This is a genomic window from Hymenobacter lucidus (assembly GCF_020447265.1).
Taxonomy (GTDB): domain Bacteria; phylum Bacteroidota; class Bacteroidia; order Cytophagales; family Hymenobacteraceae; genus Hymenobacter; species Hymenobacter lucidus.
Genome location: NZ_JAJADR010000007.1, coordinates 109,089 through 126,596, shown reverse-complemented (window position 1 = coordinate 126,596; position 17,508 = coordinate 109,089). Strand labels below are relative to the sequence as shown.

Sequence of the window (17,508 nt, the reverse complement as noted above, 5' to 3'; positions counted from 1 at the left end):
CGCGCAAATGCTTCGGCCGGCTGCTAAGTTGTGAATTCTCCGCCCCAACTGCTCAGCTCACGAAATGCGGCAGCTCCAGCGTGGCGGCCGGCTCGGGTATCAGTTCCGGCGGGTACTCCACGCGGCTCAGAAACAAGCCCTGGGCCGGCGCCGCACTACCCGCATCTACCCGGCTCTGAGCCAGCAGAATAGCTTTAAACTCGGCCGGTGTGATTTTGCCCCGGCCTACCATCAGCAAGGTACCCACTACCAGCCGCACCATGCCCCGCACGAAGCGGTTGGCCCGGATGCGGAATACGAGTCCGCCCGGCGTAGGATGCCAGCCGGCTTCGTAGCACACGCACACGTAGTGGTTTTCGCCGCCTTTCACTTTCGAGAAGCTGGTGAAGTCGAACGAGCCGATGATGCTGGCGGCGGCCTCGTTCATGGCCGCCACGTCCGGCATCCGGTCCAGGTACAGGCTGTGGTTCACGCTGAACGGGTCGGGCACGAGGCGCACGTGGTACTCGTAGGTGCGAGCCTCGGCATCGAAACGGGCGTGGGCCCGCTCGGGAACCGGGTGCAGCAGGCGGGCGGCAATATCCTTGGGCAAAGCCCGGTTGAGGCGGTATACCACCGTGGCCTCGTCCAGCGTCTCGGGAATTTCGGCGTCGAAGTGGGCTACCTGGTGACTGGCGTGCACGCCGGTATCAGTGCGGCCACTACCCAGAATTCGGATGGGTTGGCGCAGCACCTGGCTCAGGCACCGCTCCAGCTCCAGCTGCACCGTGAGGGTATTGGGCTGCACCTGCCAGCCGTGGTACTGGGTGCCTTCGTAAGCCAGATGAAGAAAGTAGCGCAAGTTTTTCAGTTGTTAGGTATTGGTTGTCAGTTGTCAGCGGCTTAGTTAATTGTCTTCGAAAAGGAGAAGTCCATGGACTAACAACTGACAACCAGCAACTGACAACTACGATTTGAGCGCCGCGAATAGCAGCGCGTCCTGCACCACGCCTTCCTTCACGATGCTGTTGCGCAGCCGGGCTTCCAGCTGGTAGCCCGCCTTGCTGAGCACCCGCGCCGAGCCGGCGTTGCGCGCAAAGATTTCCGCGTACAGCCGGCTAACCTCGAAGTGGGCAAAGGTGTACTCCGTCAGCACTTTCACCGCCTCAGCTACGATACCCCGCCCCCAGTATTGCCGCCCCAGCCAGTAGCCGATTTCGGCGCTGCACCGGTTGATGTCGTCTTTGAACAGCACGCTAATGGCCCCCACGGCTTCTCCGGCTACCTCAATGGCTAGGTGAATATCAGTCGAGGCCGGGTCGGTAGTCAGGCCGATATACCAGTAGGCGTCTTCCAGCCGGTAAGGATGCGGAAACACGTCCCGCAGGTTTTGCCAGATTCCCCAGTCGTTGGCAGTTTCGGCCAGTACCGGGGCGTCGTGCAGGTGCCAGGGCCGCAGCCGCACGCCGTCCAGGGGCAGCGCAAGCGTCGGGCGGAGCAGGGAATCGGCCATCGGCTTGCGGAGTAAGGGCTACAGTTTCTCGAAAATGGTAGCGGCTCCCTGCCCTACGCCCACGCACATCGTTACGAGGCCGTAGCGGGCTCCTTCGCGGCGCTGCATCTCGTGCAGCAGCGTGGCCGTGATGCGCGCCCCACTGGCGCCCAGCGGGTGGCCGATGGCAATGGAGCCACCGTTCACGTTCACCTTGTCCATGTCCAGCTCCAGGTCGCGCACGCAGGCAATACTCTGAGCAGCAAAGGCTTCGTTGAGCTCAATCAGGTCGATGTCGTTCAGCGTCAGGCCTGCGCGCTGCAGTACCTTCAGCGTGGCGGGCACCGGCCCCAGGCCCATCACCGACGGGTCGACGCCGGCCACGGCCGAACACACCACCCGGGCCATGGGCTTCAGGTTGTAGCGCTTCAGCGCCTCTTCGCTCACCACCAGCACCGCCGCGGCTCCGTCGTTGATACCGGCCGAGTTGCCGGCCGTTACGGTGCCATCCACGGGCTGAAAGGCGGGCCGGATGCTGGCCAGCTTCTCCATCGACGACAAACGCGGCGGCTCGTCGGTGTCGAACAAAGCGGTGTCGCCTTTGGGACTAGGCACGAATACGGGCACGATTTCGCGGCGGAAACGGCCTTTTTCCAAAGCCCGTTGGTATTTGCGCTGCGAGTTGAAGGCAAACTCATCCTGCTCCTGCCGCGTGATGCCGTACTTGCGGGCCACGATTTCGGCCGTTTCGCCCATGGCATACGGGTGGTGCATCTTGGAAAGCTTCTGATTCACGAAGCGCCAGCCCAGCGTGGTGTCGTGGGCCGTCAGCTCGCGGCCGAAAGCCGTTTCCGACTTAGCCATGACGAAGGGGGCCCGCGTCATGCTTTCGGTGCCACCCGCCAGGTAAATGTCTCCCTCGCCGCTCATAATGGCCCGCGAAGCATCCATAATGCTCTGCAAACCCGAGGCGCAGAGGCGGTTTACGGTTACGCCGGGCACCGTGATGGGCAGGCCCGCCAGCAGCGCCGCCATGCGGGCCACGTTGCGGTTGTCTTCGCCGGCCTGGTTGGCGGCCCCGATAATTACATCTTCTACCGCCGATTTATCCACCGAAGGATTACGGCGTAACAGCTCGCGCAAGACGTGCGCGGCTAGGTCGTCGGGACGTACGCTGCTGAGGGCACCGGCAAATTTGGCAATGGGGGTGCGGACGGCGTCCACGATATAAGCAGTTGGCATTTTCTTGAATGCGGTTATTCCGGTCGTTGTTGGCTACTTTTGCCGACCGGCGCACCGGTAGGCGCGGGCCAGATTTTTACAACTACAAAGATGATACAAAGAATCCAAAGCGTGTTTCTCTTCCTGCTGGCTTTGGCTATGCTCAGCGTGGTGTTTGTGCCCATCTGGAGCAAGCTCGACCCGGCCAGCGGCCAGGAGTTGGTGCTTACGGCCACCACGCTCGCCTACGCCCACGCCGATGCCGGCATGTCGGTGCCCACCCATACCTATGCCATTGCGGCGCTGGCGCTGCTTTCGGCCGCCGTGGCCTTGTTTGAAATAGCCCAGTACCGCAACCGTTTCCTGCAGCTCAAGCTCGGCATGCTGAATCTGGTGCTGATTGTCGCCACTCTCGGGGCCTGCTTTTACTACTCGGGCATAGGCGAGAAAATGCTGAACATAAAAATGCCTGGTACCTACGAAGCCGGCTTTTACCTGCCCACCGTGGCCCTACTTCTCAACCTGCTGGCCAACCGCTTCATCCGCCGCGACGAGCAACTGGTGCGCTCCATGGACCGACTCCGGTAGACAGCTATTACCAACCTGTCACAAAAAAGGCTCCTGCACAGTGCAGGAGCCTTTTTTGTGACCTTAACTTGACCTCTAGCGTTTCGTGGCGTCCTGTACCTCTTTGATGTTGGACTCGAACTGAAAAGAGTCGTAAACGCGGTAGAAATTCTGCTGGTCGGCTACGTGCGGATAGGCAAACTTAGCCAGCTCCACCTTGGAGTTCTCAAAGTCCATCGTGCCCAGGAGCCGCTTCAGATCATCGGCTTGAATAACGGACTGCTCCAGGGCCTGCTTGGCCACGCTCAAGCGGCTACTGTCAAACGACTTACTCCGTACGCTGCTTACCAACGCATCTACATCCTGGGGCTGCATAGTGCGGTAGCTGCTCACCGAGCCGCCGGGGTACTGTCCCCCGGCCGGCGGATAGGAATCATATGGGTCGTTGGTACTACCGGAGCCGTTGGTGTACCCGCCGCCATTGTTACCGTTGCCGTTGGCATAGTCACCGTTGCCACTATTACCCTGGTTGCTGCCATACGAGTCATCGTAGTAGCCGTCGTTGCGGCCTCCCCGGTCATCGTAGCGCGGGTCGTAGCCGCCGTTTGGGTAATAGCCACCGCCGCGGGGGCCACGCAGGGGCACGGCGGCTACTTTGCGCAGCACCGGCGGGTAGCCCTGGCGCGTTACCAGCACGTAGCTCGTTTCCAGGCCGGGGTCGAGGTACACGCGGGTACGGTAGCTGATCGGGCGACCATAGCGCGTCGGAATGAAAAACTCAGCCGAGTGGTAGCCTGGTACCAACCGGTCGATATGCACCTGCCGGGCACCGCCACGCGTCAGCGGCCGGCCATCAAACACGAGTTGAAAGGGAATGCCACGCTCCGAGGCAAAGTTCACATTGGCCGGAGCGGCCTTAAGGTCGGTGGCCAGCAACACGAGCAGGCCGAAGCAGAGGAGTAGCGCCTTTTTCATGGCAACAAGAGCTTTCCGGCAAGCGGCCCGTCCGCCTCCGTATTCTCCTTAAAGCCAAGGATTGTGCCAGTTCCGGAACTTGGCTCGGGGCCGAATTGTTGCTCATCCTTATTTTCGCTAAAAAATTCTACTGAATGACAAGCAGCTACCAACAAAAAAGGCCCTGCACATTGCTGTACAGGGCCTTTTTTGTTAAGTAAAATCAGTGACGCTATTCGGAGATTTTCGTCACCTTGAACTCCGTGCGACGGTTGCGCTGGTAGTCCTCCTCAGTCTTGGCATTTTTCAGCACCGGGCGGGTTTCGCCGTAGCCCTTGGCCGTAATCCGGCTCTTATCCACACCTTTCGAGATGATGTAGTCGACAGCCGACTGCGCGCGCTTCTGCGACAGAGTCTGGTTGTAAGCATCCTTACCGCGGGAGTCGGTGTGCGAGCTAAGCTCAATGGTAATTTTGGGATTGTCGTTCAGCGTCTGTACCAGCTTGTCCAGCTCGGTAGCAGCATCCGTCCGAATGTCCCACTTGTTGTAATCGTAGAAGATATTGTCGACCACAATGGCCTTGTTCTTTACGATTTTGGTCAGCGTGAGCGTCACAGGCACCTTGATGTCGGTCATTTCGCTAGTCAGCTCGGCCTGGCTCGGCTTACGGCCTACGGTGCTCACACCATTGCGGGCCGAGAAATAGCCGGCGCGGTCGGCAATAAGCGAATAGCTGGCAGCGGCCGAGTCAAGCTTCACCGTGAACTTACCATCAGCTCCCGAAGTCACTTCCTGCAACTTCTGGCCTTTGCTGTCGAATACGGCTACCGTTTCGTTGGCTACGGGCAGGGTTTCGCCGGTTTTGTCGTTGCGCTCCACTAGGGTACCGTCGGCGTAGAAGGTAACGAGCTTGAGCGGCTTTTTGCGGAACATGTATAGGTCGTCGCTGCCTTTGCCGCCCGAGCGGTTAGAAGCGAAAACGCCCATATCCTTGCCCGTAAAGAAGGGCGCAAAGTCGTCGCTGTTGCTGTTAATGGGGGCGCCCAGGTTTTCTACCTTGCCCTTGTTGAGCACGAAGATGTCGAGCTTGCCCAGGCCGGGATGCCCGTCGGAAGAGAAGTACAGCGTGCCATCGGGGGCCACGGCGGGGAAGTTCTCATTGCCGGCCGTGTTTACTTCCGGACCCAGGTTTTCGGCCGGTGTGAAGCGGCCATTGGCGCCCAGCGTGGCTTTGTAGATATCGTTGCCACCCGAGCCGCCTTTGCGGCCCGAGGCGAAATACAGTGTCTGCCCATCGGGCGAGAATACCGGCGAGAAGTCGTCGGCCGTCCGGTCATTGATGTTAATCAACTTGGGCTCTTCCCAAACGCCGTTTTTGAAGAACGACGACCACAAGTCAACGCTGAGGTAGCCTTTCTTCGAGCCGTTGTTGGAGCGGGCAAACACCACCATCTTACCATCGGGCGAGTAAGTAGCACTGGCCTCGTGCATGTCCTCGGTGTTGAAGGCCGGCTCCAGCTTGCGCACCGTACCGCCGCTCATCTTGGCCTCGTCGTCAAATTTGATGGCAAACAGGTCGTTGAAGCCTTCCCCGTTGCCGGCGTATTTCTTGCCTTCGCGCCCCGAAGCAAATACCAATTCCTTGGTCGTCGGCATCATGGTTGCACTAAACTCGGCTGAGGGCGTATTAATCTGGTCGAGCGGCATCACCTCGTTGTTGGTGCGCATGGCCACTATCTGGGTGCCGAGGCGGGAGTTTTTGGCTTCCATTTCGGCCCGGGCTGCCAGCGTCCGGTTGGTGCCGTTCTGGGTGTAAGCATCAAACTGGGTAGCAGCCTCGTCGAATTTGCCGTTGGCTTTCAATGCCAGCCCGTAGTAGAAAGCCGCGTCCGGGTTTTTCACTCCGCCATCCACTGCCGCCTTGTAGTAGGACTCAGCCTGCTCAATGCGGTTCGAGAGTCTATACGACTCCGCCACGCGGAAATTGGCCATGGCAATGTTCTTGCCTTTGGCGACGTCCGCTTTGTATAATTCAATTGCAGTTTCGTATTCACCACGGGCGAAGCGTTTATCAGCTTTGCTCATGCTGCCCGTCGTAGCACAACTGCTCAGCATAGCAGCCGAGCCTGCCGCGGCGCACACAAACAGTAATTTCCTCATGGATGTAGGTGGAGTGAAATGGTACACGGCTCGGCATTATGCCATCTTGAGCCTGGCAATTATACTAAGTTTACCTATTATTCCACTGAGCGGCAAAAAACATTTTCCGCTAGGCGAAATATTTTGCTAGCCAGGTCGTTGCGGCCGGCGCCGGCCACGCCTGCCGAAGCCGACCGTTTTCGGCCACGGTGTTGTCGAAATAGGGCGTCTCGGCCGTTAGCTGCCCGGCGGCTATTACTTCCCGCAACTGCCGCCGGTCGATGAGCTGCACTTGACCATCCACGAGAAACGCCAGCTGCGACTTTTCCAGCAACTGCAGATTTAGCTGCTCTTCTACCAGCCGAACAAACCGCACCGACGCATCGATGGAGCAACCACTGGCGTCGGCTACAGCCTCATTCAGCCCGACAACCAGAAACTGATGGTGCAGAATAGCAGCCGATGCCTCCAGTGTGCGGCCGTGGCTGGTCCACTCCGCCGCAAAGCGCTGCAGCTCGGGCTCTACCGCGGCAATTTCGGCGTCGGTGAAGGGGCGGCTAGCTTGGTAAATCCAGATCCGGGCCGTAGCCGGGAGCTGTGCGAAGGGAACGTACATATGTTGGAGCTTGAGCCAGAAACGAAAAAAAGGAACCTGGAGCCCGCCCGGCACTGTCCCGCAACGGCGCAGCCTGGAATCGGACTCTTCTCCTACAAACATAAACTGCCCCGGTCGGAAGTTCCGCCGGGGCAGGTTTATTCAGCTCTCCGCCGCCGCAAATTGTGCTTACGGACAAAGCGTTAGGCCGCGTTAGGCGTTCAGGCCTTCGGCTGTGGCAATAAGCTCAGCAATGTCGAAGACCTGCACGTTATTTTCGCGCTCCTTGTTCTTCACTCCGTCGCTCATCATGGTCATGCAAAAGGGGCACGATACGGCAATGATGCTGCCTTGCTGGCTGTTGCGCGGGGCAGGCGTGGCGCCGGCGTTGCCGCTTTCCACGCCGTAGAGGTTAGCCAGCGCGGCAGCGTTGCCATCCAGGGCAGCCAGGGCTTCCTCGGTACGCTCCACGTTGATGTCTTTCTTACCAGGCTCGGGCTCCTTCCACATCTGGGCGCCACCTGCGCCGCAGCACAGACCGTTGGCCTTGCTGCGCTTCATTTCTACCAAGTCGGCATCCAGCACGGCCAGCACCTCGCGCGGGGCCTCGTAGATGTTGTTGGCCCGGCCTAGGTAGCAGGAATCGTGGAAGGTGATGCGCTGGCCCTTGAACTCGCCGCCACCGGCCACGCCCACCCGGCCTTCGTTGATGAGCTGCTGCAGGAAGGTGCTGTGGTGAATGACCTCGTAGTTGCCGCCCAGGGCCGGATACTCGTTTTTAATCGTGTTGAAACAGTGCGGGCAGGCCGTTACAATCTTCTTGATGCCGTAGCCCTCGAAGGTGGTAATGTTCTGCACGGCCTGCATCTGAAACAGGAACTCGTTACCAGCGCGCTTAGCCGGGTCGCCGGTGCAGGTCTCTTCCATGCCCAGCACGGCGTACTTTACATTGGCGTGCTCCAGAATCCGGACGAAAGCCCGAGTTACGCGCTTGTACCGGTCGTCGAAAGCCCCGGCGCAGCCCACCCAGAACAGAATTTCGGGCTCCTCCCCGGCCGCCGCCAGATTGGACATGAGAGGAACGTTGATGGGGCGTTTGGCAAGTTGCTCAGCCATATATTCTTTGTTGACAGTTGTCAGTTTTTAGTTGTCAGGGAAGCCGTCAGCAGCCGGTTCTCATTGCCTGTTTCCTGACAACTGACAACCAGCAACTGACAACTCACTTTATGCTTTCTCGGCCACGAACAGCTCGTCGGCCCAGTTGAAGCGGTCCGACGGTGAGAAGGCCCACGGCGCACCGTTGTTTTCGATGTTGGAGAACATCACGTTCAGCGAGTTGGGCGCGGCCGACTCTTCCAGCACCAGGAAGCGGCGCATTTCTATAATGCTTTCCAACGGATTGATGTTCACGGGGCAGGCCTCTACACAGGCATTGCAAGTAGTGCAGGCCCATAGCTCCTCGGGCGTTACGTAGCCGCGCAGCAGCGTGTGAGTTTCCTTGTCGAGCACTTCCTGCTCGGCGTGCTTGGCTTCGGAGCCGTAGAGGTTGGGCTGAAAAATCAGCGGTGAGTTGTACTTCTCTTCCACCCGGTCGCGGGTATCCATGATGATTTTGCGGGGCGAGAGCAGCTTACCGGTCAGGTTGGCGGGGCATACGGAGGTGCAGCGGCCACACTCGGTGCAGGAATACGCGTTCAGCAGGTTCGTCCAGGCCAGATCATCCACGTCCTTGGCCCCGAATGGCGTGGGTGCCATGGCCGAGCCATCGGGATTGGTAGCCGGGGCCGGCACCACGTAAGACGGGTCCATCATGGCCTTCACCTCGTGGGTGATGCTGTCCACGTTCGAAAACTGCCCCTGCGGTACCAAGCGGGAGTAGTACACGTTCGGAAACGCCATGATGATGTGGAAGTGCTTGGAGCTGGGCAGGTAGTTCAGAAAGCACAGAATGCCCACAATATGCGCCCACCAGCCTACGCGCTCCAGTACGTGCAGAGCTTCCGGGCTGCTTGGCAATAGGCCCGTGAGCAGAGAGCTAATAGGGAAAGCACCCGGTAGCTCAGGGCCATGTAGCTTCAGGTCGGCGGCATTCATCGTGAAGAGCGCAATCATCAGAATCACCTCGACGTAGAGAATGATGTTGGCGTCCATCTTGGGCCACATCCGCAACTCTGGCCCCGTAAAGCGGCGTACGCCGCCCACGTTGCGCCGCCACCAGAAGGCCGCCACCGCCACAATTACCAGGGCACCCAATACCTCATTGGTGCCGACCAGCAAGCTGTAGAGCGGCCCCAGAAAACTCAGGGCGCGGTGCGTGCCAAACAGGCCGTCAATCATTATTTCGATGACCTCGACGTTGATAACGATGAAGCCCACGTACACTATCATGTGCAGCAAAGCGGGCGTAATGCGCTTAAACATCTTCTGCTGGCCAAATGCCACCAGCAGAGTCTTGTTGAGTCGCTCACTGACGTTGCCCGACATATCCCGGTCGCGCCCGACGAGGATATTAGCCCGGACCTTGCGCACCTGCCACGCAAACAGGCCGAAGCCTGCCGCCGCGACGAGCAAGAAGAGGAGGTTTTGGATGGAGAAGTGCACGGGAAAGGGTAGGTTTGGGGTTAGGGCCGAAATATACTCGTTATGCATAACAAATTACGGCTTTTTTATCTGAAAGTTTTTTTTCGCTGAGCCTTGCAGGTTCGTTTTGGTTTACTACTTTTGTGCTCCCCAACGGCAATAACCGGCCAGCGGGGGCCACGAGCTGGTAATGTAGCTCAGTCGGTAGAGCACAGCACTGAAAATGCTGGTGTCGTTGGTTCGATTCCAACCATTACCACTGAAAAGCCCTTCTGCATCCCGCAGAAGGGCTTTTTTTGTGGCTTTACGCTCTTGCCGCCCCACAGGCCGACATGAGTTGCGCCGTGGCTGGCGCCTTGGCTACAGAAAGCCGCCGTCCATGTGGATGCACCAGAGCTCCTTGAAGCAGGTAGTATAAGCCGGGGTCCGTAGGTCTTTTTTTCCGCTCCAGTTCTCGCCTTTTCCTGGCAGCGCCGTGGCAAACCCAACAGTGCCGGCCCCATAGTGGGCGTTAAGCCTGTCGAGCTCGGCCATCAGCCTGACGCGCTGCGCCGTCTGACCCGACGCTTCAAACAAGTTGAGCTGTTGCGCGCCGGCCGTTTCCAATCCGGCAAAAACCACCCCGGCTTTCTTGTAGGCGCTACCCGGTTGCCAGATTCTTTTGAGAGCGGTGCGGGCATATCGAATCAATTCGGCGGTGTCGCTCGTGGCGGCGGGCAGATTCAGGGTAGCAGAAGTGGTATGCGGGGCGGGCGCCGACCCGTGCCGGTTTTTGCTCAGGAATACTGTGAGAATATTGACGGCACTATTCTGGCGGCGCAGCTTTTCCGCGGCACGGGTGGCAAATGCCGCTACCGCACCGAGCAGCGGCTGATAGGCCGTCAGGGGCGTACCAAAGCTGCGGGTGTGGGCTATGCTATGCCGCTGGGGCAGTGCATCGTCGCTGGGAGTCAGCTCTAGGCAGGCCTGCCCTTGCAGCTCCCGCACAAGGCGGGCCCCAACTACGCCGCCCAAATGGCGGCGGGCCCACGCCTCCGACACCTCGGCCAGCTCGGCAGCCGTTGTAATACCGTGCGCTTGCAACCTGGCCGCCTGTTGGCGGCCGATTCCCCATACGTCTGCCGCGGCCACCTGTTCCAAGGCCCAGCGGCACTGCTCCGGCGAATCCAGACACAGCACTCCGTGGTGGGCGGTGCTTTTCTTGACGACGTGATTAGCCAGCTTGGCCAGGGTTTTAGTAGACGCAATACCAACACAGGTGGGCAGGTGCACATACTGCCTGATACCGGCCTGAATGCGGCGGCCGTACGCTTCCAGGTCGCCTTGCCACTGCTCCATACCCGTAAGGTTGAGGAAAGCCTCATCCACGGAATACACCTCTACTTCGGGAGCCACCTCGGCCAGGTAGCCCATCACACGCCGCGACATATCGCCATACAAGGCATAGTTCGAGGAAAAGGCGTAGCCCTGGTGCTGATCCAGCACTGGCCGGGCCTGGAAGTATGGGGTTCCCATCCGAATGCCCAGGGCCTTGGCTTCGGCGGAACGCGACACGATACAGCCGTCATTGTTGCTGAGAACTACCACCGGCTTGCCTTCCAGCCGGGGTTGAAAAGCCCGCTCACAACTCACGTAGAAGTTGTTACAATCAACCAACGCGAACATGGCGCGAGAGTTTGCCCGGGCGGGTTTCAGTCAGTACATACGTGACTACGCCCCAGCAGTCGTACAGGTCCGGCTCGCCAGTCAGTGGAATCGATGGGAAAGTTGGGTTGTCGGGCACTAGCCACCACGTGTCCTGCCGTTTGAGTAGGCGCTTCACCGTATGCTGGCCCTCAACTACCGCAATAATGACGTCGTTGTGCTGCGGAGTGAGGCGACAATCAACGGCCAGCAGCGCCCCATCCCGGATTCCGGAGTCGCCTCCGGTCATGCTGTGCCCTTCCACCTTCACCAGGTACGTGGCGTGCGGATGAGGCAGCAGCAGTGCATTCAGGTCTAGCTTAGCACCCACATGGTCTTCGGCAGGCGACGGAAACCCGCCCGGCACCCGAGACTGAAAAAAAGGCAGCAGTGGCTTCCGCAGCACATTCAGGACAACAACTCGGCTCATAACGACAGCACAATAGGTTTGCCGCAATGATACGTATTGCTAATTAAAATAGTATATATTTTACTAAATAATTTGGCAAAAACTGGGCTATGTGGCTTATTCGGCCTGCCCCGCTACTGGCAGTTTTGCTTTAGCGCCTCGCCGCCATACAAGTAGCCCAGCTGCACGGCCCGCCGGAAAAACTCACAGGCTGCAGCCGTATTGCCTTCCTGCTGCGCCAGTCGCCCCAGTAGAAAATGCACCTGTCCGTTTTTCGGATTCTGTAGCAGCACCTGGCGGTAGTCTTCCCGAGCTGCGCCAAACTCACGCAGTTTGTAGAAAGCCAGCCCGCGGTACGTCAGGTATTTCGATGATTGAAGTTGCCCAGCAGCTTCCCGCTGGCGCAGCCCTACGGATAAGTCGTTGATGGCGCCTCCAAATTGCAGCAGCTCAAAAAGTCGCAACTCGCCCCGGGCCAGCCAAGCCGCGCTGAGCGTCGAGTCGAGGGCCAAAGCGTGCGTCAGGCTGCGCTGCGCCGAGTCTTTCTGGGCCAGCGCAGCCTGGCATTGGCCTAGGCGGTAAAGCAGCACGGCCGCCGCCTTACGCGAATCAGTTTCGCGCAAGGCGGCTTTGTAATCGAGCTGGGCCGCTTTGTAGTTACGGTAAATAAGCTGCTCGATTTCGGCCCGGTGCCGCAGCGCGTTCTTGTCAGTTGGCTTGAACTTCAGCGTTTCAGAAAAAAAGCCGTGTGCGGTGCTCCACTGCCGGCTCACGTACGCCCGCAGGCCGTTTTCGTAGTTGCTGGTTGCCGTCACGCGGTCCATGGTCACCTTCACTGCCAGAATAAAGAGCAGCAAGAGCGCAAACAAGCCCGCCGTGAGCAGGTAGTCGCGGCGCGTGAAGCTGGCACGGCGCTTGGGCATTTTCTGGTAATGCCGCTCGGTGGAGCCGGCTGGGGGGCGGGTGCGCAGCGGGGCGGGCGGTGGCATGGGCACTCCGTACACATACTGGCCCTGAGCCCGGTACTGCTGCTGCCGACGGGCTTCTTCGGCCCGGGCGGCGGCGGTCCGCAGTTGGTGGTCGTAGGCAGCGCGGCGAGCCGGGTCGCTCAGAATGCGGTAGGCGGCATTCACAGCCTTGAACTGCTCCTCGAATCGGGTGCTACCGCCGTGCTTATCAGGGTGAAACTGAATAGCCAACTGTTTATAGGCCAGTTTTATTTCCTGAGCCGTAGCGGTGCTGGAAACCCCGAGAGTTTGATAATGCGTGTGGCTCAAAGCGCGACTGTATATAGTAAAAGTAACGCAAATGTCAGACAAGACGTACTGGTTTGCGTATGGAAGCACAAACCACAAAACGGCTTTCTGGCTCACTTGGTGGCTTCCGACCTCTCTAACATCTTTTCTCGCTATTCTTCTCCACGCCGTATGGCTTACGACGACGACGATTCCAAAACGCCCCGCAACGACAGCTTGGTGGGCAACCTGAAAGGCTACCTCGATACCCGCATCGACTTGGTGCGCCTGGAAGTGCAGGAGAAAGTCAAGCTGGCTTTCGTAGGCACCATGCACGGTGCCGCTATGGGCCTGATTGCCCTGATGTTCCTGATCTTTCTGAGCATCTTCGCTGGTCTGGCCCTCAATGTGGCCTTCGACAGCCCGTACTGGGGTTTCGGGGCCGTAGCCGGCTTCTATCTGGTACTGCTCATCATCTTCCTGGTGGGCGTCGACAAAAAATTGTTCCAGGGCCTGGCCGACAAGCTGCTGAACAACACCATCTACAAATCTGACAAACGTCAAGCATAATCTACCTCATGGCTGAGCTGACCAATCCACTGTTCGAGGACGAAAAGGAATTTCTGGAGCGCCAAAAGCTTGAGTACGAGCGGGCACTGCAGGGCGACGTTGATGAAATCAAGGAAAAAACCCAACAGGTAGGCAAATACGCCATCATCGGCGCGGGCCTGGTCGGTAGCATCTGGCTGATCAAGAAAGTATTCAGCAAGAAGCGCTCGGCCTTCGATGAAGGACTGGAGGAGTTGGACATGCACGAGCGGGTAGCCCAGTCGCGCCGCAAGATCCGCCACGCCGACAAGCATTATTCTCACGTCGATACATCGGTAGCCGATGATCTGGGCTTTGGCTCAGCTCACCCACACCAGGCCGACCGGGGCGCGCAGGCTCCTTCACACGAGCGGGCCCACCTGGCCCCGGATGTGTACCACACCGATTCGGACATCGACCCATTTCCGCCGGTTTCCCGCGCATCGGGCCGTTCCTATCCGGTGCCGGCTTACCAACAGCCGGCGGCTCCTTCTTCGGAAGCGGCTAACCTGATGGCTTCTGCTTTCCAGAGCTTTATGCAGTCGGATACTGGAAAGATGCTTATTGCGCAGGTAACGGCCGTATTGATGGCATACGTAGCGAAAAAAGTTGGCGATTATCTACCTATGGTCAAAAATCCCGACCTTGCGACTTCCCCCAGTTCGACGGCTTACGAACCCGAGACGAAGGATATCGACTTTACGTATCACCACGACGAAGCGGATGCGCCTCACAAGCCTGCATGAAACCCTCAGTAAGCGCCGTGCCCGGGGCCAGAAGTCTCTGGCCGTCCTGCTCGACCCGGATAACCTGGATGAGGCAGGGTGCCGGCAGCTGCTGGAATTAAGTGAAGTAAACCCGGTTGATTACTTTTTCGTGGGCGGCAGCCTGGTGATGACTTCTCACCAGGCGTCGCTCATTCGTTTGATAAAAAGCTGCAGCGCCGTGCCGGTGTTGCTTTTTCCCAGCCACAGTCTTCATCTCGACACCAACGCTGATGGTATTTTGCTGCTGTCCCTGATTTCGGGCCGCAACCCGGATTTTCTCATTGGCCAGCACGTAGTAGCGGCTCCGCTGTTACGGGCCAGCAACCTGCAGATTCTGCCCACCGGCTACATGCTGGTTGATACCGGTCGCCAGACTACGGCCAGCTACATGAGTGGCACTACTCCCCTGCCCTACGATAAGCCTACTATTGCAGCCTGCACGGCCATGGCCGGCGAGCAACTGGGCTTGCGCCTGATGTACCTCGATGGCGGTAGTGGCGCTATGTATCCCGTTTCCTCAGCTACCATCCGGGCCGTGCGCCAGGCTACCGATACACCCCTGATTGTGGGTGGCGGCATCAATACCGCCGAAAAAGCTCACACGGCCCTAGCTGCCGGCGCCGACGTCATCGTTATCGGCAACCAGATTGAAAAAGCACCCGACTTTTTGGCCGAAGTATCCCGGGTAGTCCGCACGTTCAATACGGTGCTCGACGTAACGGTATAAGATCCAGCCGGCTGAAAGAGCGTCCGGCTCAAAACACCACCAATAGAAAGCCCCGCTTCAATTGCTTGAAGCGGGGCTTTCTATTGGGTTATCCGGCTACTTAGATGTTCATGGCCGATTCGCGGCGGCGCATCTTGCCGGCCGGAATGCCAAACATCATTTTGAAGCGGCGGCAGAAATAGGCTGTGTCCTTGTAGCCCACTTCCTTGCCAATGTCGCGGATGCTTTTCTTGGTGGTACGGAGCAGGAATACGGCCCGTTCCATGCGCTGGTACTCGATGTAGTCCTGGGGGTTGATGCCGGTTAGCATCTTGAAGTACTGGCCTACATAGTCCTCACTCACGTTAGCCACGCTCGACAGCACTTTGTTCGACAGGTCGCCACCGATGTTCTCCTTGATGTAGTTGAAGAGGTCAATGAGGCGCGGGTCTTTGAAGTAGGTGCTGTTGGTAGCCAGCTGCTCCACAAACATCTTGTTTTTCAGGATGTAGCGCACAATCTCCACCACTATATTCTCGGTGTAGATGGTGATGAGACGCTCGCGGCCGGGCAACTCCTGCAGGCTTTCTTCTACTACCTTAATTACCAGATTGGCCAGCTTGGAATTGCCGGTAATCAGGAAGGCAGGCACATCGAGTGAGGCGAAGAAGTTGACCGAGTCGAACACCTTGGCCTCGAAGCTCACGTGGCTGTGGCTTTCTTCGGCGTCGCCAATCAGGTCCAGATCGGCATTCGAGTGGAAAAACTTGTCCTTATTGCTGATCAGGTCGTCGTTGGTAATGACTTTGCCGGCCGCCTCGCCGTAGCTCACCTTGGTAGCGCGGCCACCGGGGATGAACAGCATTTCGCCTTCTTCTACTACCTGCTCCTCGTCGCCGAAGGCTACGCGGCCCTTGTGCAGCAGAATAAGGTTATTGCCGACATCGTAATAATTCCGCACCGTAAACGGCTGCTGAAGCACCAGATTTTTCGCTTTAATGTATCGTACACCAAGCGACTCTATCACTTTATTGTAATCTTCCATATTCTAGGGGGTGGTTGGGGTACCGGGGTAAAACCGGCCAGTTGAGGGGCTGGATTTAGACAATGCAAAATAACATATAAAAATTCACAAAAACGAAAAACCCAGCCAATTTATGGCTGGGTTTAATGCAATGATTCTGACTTTTAGGCAATTCCAGAATTACTTAAGCAATTCACGTGAGATTACAATTTTCTGAATCTCCGAAGTTCCTTCGTAAATCTGCGTGATTTTGGCGTCGCGCATCATACGCTCCACGTGGAATTCCTTCACAAAACCGTAGCCCCCGTGGATCTGAACGGCTTCTACGGCCGTATCCATAGCCGTTTTGGAGGCAAACAGCTTGGCCATCGCACCCGACTTGGCGTAGTCCTGGTGAGCGTCTTTATCGTGGGCAGCTTGCAGGCACAACAGGCGGGCCGCATCGATGTTGGTAGCCATATCAGCCAGCTTAAACTGAATGGCTTGGTGCTTGGAGATTTCAACGCCGAAAGCCTTGCGTTCCTTGGAGTACTTCAACGACAGCTCGAAAGCGCCGGAAGCAATACCCAGAGCCTGCGCTGCAATGCCGATGCGGCCGCCGGCCAGCACCTGCATGGCAAACTTGAAGCCGAAGCCGTCTTCACCGATGCGGTTTTCCTTGGGTACTTTCACATCCGTGAACATCAGGGAGTGCGTGTCGGAGCCCCGGATGCCGAGTTTGTTTTCCTTGGGACCAACTACGAAGCCGGGCATGTCCTTGTCCACAATCAGCACGTTGATACCGCGGTGCTTGAGCTCGGGGTTGGTTTGGGCCACCACCAAGTATACGGAAGCTGAGCTGCCGTTGGTAATCCAGTTTTTGGTGCCGTTCAGCAGGTAATGGTCACCTTTGTCTTCGGCCGTGGTGCGCTGCATAGTAGCATCGGAGCCAGCTTCGGGCTCGGAGAGGCAGAAGGCGCCGATGATTTCGCCACTGGTGAGGCGGGGCAGATACTTGCGCTTCTGCTCCTCGGTGCCGTATTTCTCCAGGCCCCAGCACACCAGCGAGTTATTCACCGACATGATAACGGAGCAGGATGCATCGACCTTGGAAATCTCCTCCATGGCCAGCACGTACGATACCGTATCCATGCCGCCGCCGCCGTACTCGGGGCTCACCATCATGCCCAGGAAGCCTAGCTCGCCCATCTTCTTCACTTGCTCAGCGGGAAATTTCTGGTGTTCGTCGCGCTCAATTACGCCGGCCCAGAGTTCGTTCTGGGCAAAGTCGCGGGCTGCCGACTGGACGGCTAGTTGTTCTTCAGTGAGCTGAAAATCCATTGGGAATATGCTTGGGTGGGAGAGAATGGTACCGCTTGTAGGCGGCGGAATGTAGGTTCAAAATTAACCCGTAGATGTTGGACAATAAGCAGGTAGGCCGCAATTTTATTCGGCAAGCCGCCTTCTGTAGTTGGGCCAGAGTATGAAAAGCGGACTTCCTTAGTACTGGCTTAAACGAAAAAGCGGGCGGCAGCTGGGCCGTCCAACAAAAACGGGCCGCTCAGAACATCCAAGCGGCCCGCTTTAAA

At 58.0% G+C, this 17,508-nt stretch carries 17 protein-coding genes and 1 tRNA gene; 5 read left to right on the top strand and 13 right to left on the bottom strand.

Annotated features, from left to right (window positions below):
• Window positions 1–52: 52 nt before the first annotated feature.
• The 3 genes from truA to LGH74_RS20795 form a co-directional block, all read right to left on the bottom strand.
• Entirely contained in the window at window positions 53–841 is a 789-nt protein-coding gene (gene truA, locus LGH74_RS20805; protein WP_226179337.1) for a tRNA pseudouridine(38-40) synthase TruA, read from the bottom strand.
• Between the two features lie 105 nt (window positions 842–946).
• Window positions 947–1,492 (bottom strand): GNAT family N-acetyltransferase, encoded by a 546-nt coding sequence (locus LGH74_RS20800; protein ID WP_226179334.1) that lies wholly within the window; start codon window positions 1,490–1,492, stop codon window positions 947–949.
• An 18-nt stretch (window positions 1,493–1,510) separates the two neighbouring features.
• A complete protein-coding gene (locus LGH74_RS20795) occupies window positions 1,511–2,713 on the bottom strand; it encodes a thiolase family protein (RefSeq protein WP_226179331.1) in 1,203 nt (400 codons plus the stop codon).
• A 90-nt stretch (window positions 2,714–2,803) separates the two neighbouring features.
• On the opposite strand from LGH74_RS20795, the gene LGH74_RS20790 reads away from it, so the two are divergent.
• The gene (locus tag LGH74_RS20790) at window positions 2,804–3,280 is read left to right on the top strand and encodes a DUF4293 domain-containing protein (protein WP_226179328.1); all 477 of its coding nucleotides are present in this window, start codon (window positions 2,804–2,806) and stop codon (window positions 3,278–3,280) included.
• A 75-nt stretch (window positions 3,281–3,355) separates the two neighbouring features.
• On the opposite strand, the gene LGH74_RS20785 is transcribed toward LGH74_RS20790, so the two are convergent.
• The 5 genes from LGH74_RS20785 to LGH74_RS20765 all read right to left on the bottom strand — a co-directional run bounded on the left by LGH74_RS20785 (window position 3,356) and on the right by LGH74_RS20765 (window position 9,597).
• Complete coding sequence (locus LGH74_RS20785; protein WP_226179326.1) at window positions 3,356–4,234, bottom strand: proline and serine-rich protein 1 family protein; 879 nt, start codon at window positions 4,232–4,234, stop codon at window positions 3,356–3,358.
• Window positions 4,235–4,445: 211 nt separating this feature from the next.
• On the bottom strand, window positions 4,446–6,374 hold the full coding sequence (locus LGH74_RS20780; RefSeq protein ID WP_226179323.1) for a CHU_0125 family OmpA-like outer membrane integrity protein: 1,929 nt from the start codon (window positions 6,372–6,374) through the stop codon (window positions 4,446–4,448).
• A 109-nt stretch (window positions 6,375–6,483) separates the two neighbouring features.
• The gene (locus LGH74_RS20775) at window positions 6,484–6,969 is read right to left on the bottom strand and encodes a hypothetical protein (protein ID WP_226179320.1); all 486 of its coding nucleotides are present in this window, start codon (window positions 6,967–6,969) and stop codon (window positions 6,484–6,486) included.
• 192 nt (window positions 6,970–7,161) lie between these two features.
• On the bottom strand, window positions 7,162–8,022 hold the full coding sequence (locus LGH74_RS20770) for a (Fe-S)-binding protein (RefSeq protein ID WP_226179396.1): 861 nt from the start codon (window positions 8,020–8,022) through the stop codon (window positions 7,162–7,164).
• Window positions 8,023–8,172: 150 nt separating this feature from the next.
• Window positions 8,173–9,597, bottom strand: a complete 1,425-nt coding sequence (locus tag LGH74_RS20765) for a 4Fe-4S dicluster domain-containing protein (RefSeq protein ID WP_226179317.1) — start codon at window positions 9,595–9,597, stop codon at window positions 8,173–8,175.
• Window positions 9,598–9,714: 117 nt separating this feature from the next.
• Between LGH74_RS20765 and LGH74_RS20760 the strand changes: the two genes are divergently transcribed.
• A tRNA-Phe gene (locus LGH74_RS20760) sits at window positions 9,715–9,787 on the top strand.
• Window positions 9,788–9,888: 101 nt separating this feature from the next.
• On the opposite strand, the gene LGH74_RS20755 is transcribed toward LGH74_RS20760, so the two are convergent.
• The 3 genes from LGH74_RS20755 to LGH74_RS20745 form a co-directional block, all read right to left on the bottom strand.
• The gene (locus LGH74_RS20755; RefSeq protein ID WP_226179313.1) at window positions 9,889–11,193 is read right to left on the bottom strand and encodes a Y-family DNA polymerase; all 1,305 of its coding nucleotides are present in this window, start codon (window positions 11,191–11,193) and stop codon (window positions 9,889–9,891) included.
• On the bottom strand, window positions 11,177–11,641 hold the full coding sequence (gene umuD / locus LGH74_RS20750) for a translesion error-prone DNA polymerase V autoproteolytic subunit (protein ID WP_226179311.1): 465 nt from the start codon (window positions 11,639–11,641) through the stop codon (window positions 11,177–11,179). The genes LGH74_RS20755 and umuD overlap by 17 nt, the downstream gene beginning before the upstream one ends.
• Window positions 11,642–11,754: 113 nt before the next feature.
• Complete coding sequence (locus LGH74_RS20745) at window positions 11,755–12,897, bottom strand: J domain-containing protein (RefSeq protein ID WP_226179307.1); 1,143 nt, start codon at window positions 12,895–12,897, stop codon at window positions 11,755–11,757.
• 150 nt (window positions 12,898–13,047) lie between these two features.
• On the opposite strand from LGH74_RS20745, the gene LGH74_RS20740 reads away from it, so the two are divergent.
• Genes LGH74_RS20740 through LGH74_RS20730 form a run of 3 tightly spaced genes read left to right on the top strand, consistent with a single transcriptional unit; the run spans window position 13,048 to window position 14,937 of the window.
• Window positions 13,048–13,425 carry a phage holin family protein gene (locus LGH74_RS20740; RefSeq protein ID WP_226179304.1) on the top strand — a complete coding sequence of 126 codons (378 nt, stop codon included), beginning with the start codon at window positions 13,048–13,050 and terminating at the stop codon, window positions 13,423–13,425.
• Between the two features lie 8 nt (window positions 13,426–13,433).
• Window positions 13,434–14,189: a hypothetical protein gene (locus LGH74_RS20735; protein WP_226179301.1), complete on the top strand. Its 756-nt coding sequence runs from the start codon at window positions 13,434–13,436 to the stop codon at window positions 14,187–14,189.
• Window positions 14,167–14,937 carry a geranylgeranylglyceryl/heptaprenylglyceryl phosphate synthase gene (locus LGH74_RS20730; RefSeq protein WP_226179298.1) on the top strand — a complete coding sequence of 257 codons (771 nt, stop codon included), beginning with the start codon at window positions 14,167–14,169 and terminating at the stop codon, window positions 14,935–14,937. The genes LGH74_RS20735 and LGH74_RS20730 overlap by 23 nt, the downstream gene beginning before the upstream one ends.
• A 100-nt stretch (window positions 14,938–15,037) precedes the next feature.
• On the opposite strand, the gene LGH74_RS20725 is transcribed toward LGH74_RS20730, so the two are convergent.
• Window positions 15,038–15,961, bottom strand: coding sequence for a helix-turn-helix domain-containing protein (locus tag LGH74_RS20725; protein WP_226179295.1), 924 nt, complete (start codon window positions 15,959–15,961; stop codon window positions 15,038–15,040).
• A 159-nt stretch (window positions 15,962–16,120) separates the two neighbouring features.
• Complete coding sequence (locus LGH74_RS20720) at window positions 16,121–17,260, bottom strand: acyl-CoA dehydrogenase (protein WP_226179292.1); 1,140 nt, start codon at window positions 17,258–17,260, stop codon at window positions 16,121–16,123.
• Window positions 17,261–17,508 lie beyond the last annotated feature (248 nt).